Here is a 1,219-nt window from a genome sequence, read left to right as displayed (position 1 = left end):
ATTACCAATTACCAATTACTAATTACTAATTACTTTTAAACTTAATGCGAACCATAGCCGAAATTAACGACAAAATCAGCCGTCAGCAAGCCGTAGTCTGGACAGTAGAAGAACTTAAAGCTAGAGTCGCCGAAATCGGCACAACCCAAGCAGCCAAAGAAGTAGACGTAATTACTACAGGCACGTTTGAGCCGATGGAATCCTCCGGGGCGATTGTCAATCTGGGACACACAGACCCCCCGATCAAATATTCGCTCCTGCTGGCTAGATGGCGTTTTAGCCTACTCCGGCTTCGGGGCTGTAGACCTCTACCTGGGAGCCACCCAAGTTGCCGAAGACGGCGAAGAATCGCGGGAACGGGGCGGCGGCCACGTCATCGAAGACCTAATCGCTGGCAAACCCGTACAACTACGAGCCGTAGGCCAAGCCACAGACTGTTACCCCCGCGCCTCCTTTGAAACGACCATTACCCGCGACACGATTAACCAGTTTTACCTATTTAATCCCCGCAACATCTACCAAAACTTTATCGTGGGCGTGAATGGAGGCGATCGCACTCTTTACACCTACCTCGGCCCCCTACAACCCCATCTCAGTAACGCCGTCTACTCCAACCCTGGAGCCATTTCTCCCTTGCTAAACGACCCAGATTTACAGCTTGTGGGTATCGGTACGCGCATTTTCCTGGGCGGTGCGATCGGCTATGTTACCTGGGAAGGAACGCAGCATTTCCCACTACAAAAACGCCTTCCTAATCGCACTCCCATTGGCCCCGCCGCTACGCTAGCTTTAATTGGTGATGCTAAACAGATGAACTCCAAATGGGTACGGGTTGTTACTTCAAAAATTACGGCCCATCTATAATGTTAGGAGTTGGGATTCCGCTGCCAGTTTTAAATGAAGAAGTAGTTGCCCGTTGCGCCATACAAGACAAAGATATTGTAGCACCAGTAGTAGATTTTGCTATCCCTCGGCGGGTGCGTCCTACCTTTGGTTTAGTTACTTATGCTCAACTCAAAACAGGCCGTATTACTATTGAAGGTAAAACTGTCAGAGTGGCTCCCCTTGCTAGTTTTTACCTCTCCCGTCAAGTAGCTTTGGAACTTAAAGCGTGGATTGAGGAGGGACAATTTACCCTGACTGAGCCAGTTGCTCACATTCCGATGGAAAGGGCTTTTTTGCCTCAAGATTTATGGGGTAATCAGGTGAGAATTGACTA

Annotated in this window: 1 pseudogene; it reads left to right on the top strand. The window is 49.1% G+C overall.

Annotated elements, in window-relative coordinates:
• Positions 1-44 precede the first annotated feature (44 nt).
• Positions 45-1,219, top strand: a pseudogene (locus OSCIL6407_RS30540) (homocysteine biosynthesis protein); the annotation flags it as partial.

Source organism: Kamptonema formosum PCC 6407 (assembly GCF_000332155.1).
Lineage (GTDB): Bacteria > Cyanobacteriota > Cyanobacteriia > Cyanobacteriales > Microcoleaceae > Kamptonema > Kamptonema formosum.
The sequence above is the reverse complement of the archived record's forward strand: the minus strand, read 5'-3'. Positions and strand labels throughout refer to the sequence as shown.